Source organism: Treponema sp., assembly GCF_045657965.1.
In the GTDB taxonomy this organism is placed as follows: Bacteria; Spirochaetota; Spirochaetia; order Treponematales; family Treponemataceae; genus Treponema_D.
Map to the genome: position 1 here is coordinate 1 of NZ_JAZOUG010000345.1, position 2,059 is coordinate 2,059.

Annotated in this window: 4 protein-coding genes; 1 reads left to right on the plus strand and 3 read right to left on the minus strand. The window is 40.9% G+C overall.

Annotation, left to right across the window (positions count from 1 at the left end; translation table 11 throughout):
* From ACKI5B_RS12890 to ACKI5B_RS12900, 3 genes are all read right to left on the minus strand, one after another.
* Window positions 1-448 (minus strand): permease (locus ACKI5B_RS12890; RefSeq protein ID WP_407429415.1); only part of this gene is annotated, 448 nt, incomplete at its 3' end.
* A 5-nt stretch (window positions 449-453) separates the two neighbouring features.
* A complete protein-coding gene (locus tag ACKI5B_RS12895; protein WP_407429417.1) occupies window positions 454-771 on the minus strand; it encodes an ArsR/SmtB family transcription factor in 318 nt (105 codons plus the stop codon).
* Between the two features lie 93 nt (window positions 772-864).
* Complete coding sequence (locus ACKI5B_RS12900) at window positions 865-1,428, minus strand: TetR/AcrR family transcriptional regulator (RefSeq protein WP_407429419.1); 564 nt, start codon at window positions 1,426-1,428, stop codon at window positions 865-867.
* A gap of 133 nt (window positions 1,429-1,561) precedes the next feature.
* Here ACKI5B_RS12900 and ACKI5B_RS12905 point away from each other — a divergent pair.
* Window positions 1,562-2,059, plus strand: a 498-nt coding sequence (locus ACKI5B_RS12905; protein ID WP_407429421.1) for an LbetaH domain-containing protein, incomplete at its 3' end; no start/stop codon positions are given.

Sequence of the window (2,059 nt, forward strand, 5' to 3'; positions counted from 1 at the left end):
TAACATAGGCAATCGCAATCTTCCAGCCGAAAATACTGGTCAGCAAAATGAGCGACGCAAAATCAACCATTGGTGAAGAAATCAAAAAGCTGAAGGTAACACCAAGCGGAAGTCCTGCTGTCGTAAATCCCATAAAAAGCGGAATTGAAGAACAGGAACAAAACGATGTTACCGTCCCCAAAAGAGCTGCAATTATGCGGGCAGAAAATCCCTTGCAGTGTGACAATATTTTTTTACTACGCTCAGGCGGAAAATATGACTGAATGTATGAAATCAAAAATATCAGTACAAAAAAAAGAATTGTGATTTTAATTACATCATAAAGGAAAAAATGAAGACTTCCGCCAATGCGGCTTTCGACATCAAGCCCGGCAGCAGAAAGTAATTTTCCGATAAGAGCCTGGAGCCACTGCATTCCAAGAATCTGATTTTGAATAAAACTTCCCATAATCACTAACCCTTGCAGCAGCACTTGCCGGTTGATTTTTTCGAATCATCATTTTTACAGGTAAACTCAGCTATAGCGCTTTTAAACTCAGAAAACTTTTCGCAGTTTATTGAATAATAAGTCCACTTACCTTCTTTTCGTGAATAAACAAGATTACATTCTGTAAGAATCTTCATGTGATGAGAAAGAGTAGGCTGAGTGATATAAAAGGCGTCAAGGATTTTACAGGCACATAATTCTCCGCCTGTCAGCATTTTTATAATCTGGACGCGGTTCTCATCACCCAAAGCCTTGCAGATAAGAGCGATTTCTGATTCGTTCATAGGAAACCTCATATTGATAAGTATCTAAATGTGCACTATAAATGATACATAGATGATTGTCAATATGAGTTTTTTTATAAACAGGAAATTGTTTTACTTATTTCTAAATCCCCTCATCCCTTTTTCCAGTAAGGTCGTCGCAAGCTCAATCATTTCTTCCATAGGAATCTTACGACCGTCGGCAACCCACTGGCGGTAAAGCAGAACTACGCAGTTATTAAAAGTCAAAAGAATGTTGCGCACGCTCTGCTCTATTCCTTTCAGAGGACGAGATTCCGAAGCCTGCTTTGTAACCCGGTTCTGCATTCTTTCGCGGATATAGTCAAAACGGCTGTCACAGGTCACACGCTTGAAAAAATCATCCTGAGCTTCCATGTATTCAAAAAAGGAGCGCACCAGTTTATCCGTATCCTTAAGCTGGTCAAATCCCGAAACTATAGCAGAGTATTCGCTGGAATGCTTTGCCTGAATTTCTGCAAGCACATCATCCACACAATTATAATGAAGATAAAAAGTATTGCGGTTGATTCTGGCCGCCTCAGTAATCGCCTTTACTGTAATTTTTTCATAAGGCAGTTCACAAACCAGCTGCTTAAAAACTGTCTGAATCGCTTCCTTTGTGCGGATAATGCGCGGGTCGAGTTTCTCTTCAGCCATCTTTCCTCCGGAAAAGCCTGTTTAATAGGCATATTTGCAACATCTGTCGTTTAAACGGCATTATACCATAACCTGTTCTTAATAAAAAGACATGTGTCGCTTATAATTAAGATGTAAAACCAAGGAGGAAGCTATGGACTACACCCCAGGCTATGTTTATGAACTTATGGAAAAAGGCGGACCGACAGATGTTCGTGAGCCTTATTTTAAGGAAGCCGTTAGCGAAATGATGAGAGCGCGAAAACTCTGCGCGATTGCAAATGCAAAGATGCCCGATGACGAAAGTTACGTTTCTGACCTGGAAGAACTTTTTGACCGAAAACTGGATGATGTTCGCATTCTCACACCTTTTATCTGCGACTTTGGAAACCGCGTAAAGTTTGGAAAAAATGTCTTCATTAATCATTCTGCCATTTTGTCGGCTTCCGGTGGAATAGAGTTTGGCGACGGAGTTTGCATTGCTCCCGGCCTTCGCATTGCTACAATTAATCACGACTTTAATGAGCGACATACAAAATACACCTACGGAAAAGTCTCAATCAAAAAGAATGCCTGTCTTGGAATGAACGTTACAGTTTGTCCCGGCGTTACAATCGGCGAATATGCAGTGGTTGCGGCAGGAGCTGTAGTC

Coding starts and splice junctions, on each gene's coding strand:
- ACKI5B_RS12895 (WP_407429417.1), bottom strand. CDS start 771: ATGAACGAATCAGAAATCGCTCTTATCTGCAAGGCTTTGGGTGATGAG.
- ACKI5B_RS12900 (WP_407429419.1), bottom strand. CDS start 1,428: ATGGCTGAAGAGAAACTCGACCCGCGCATTATCCGCACAAAGGAAGCG.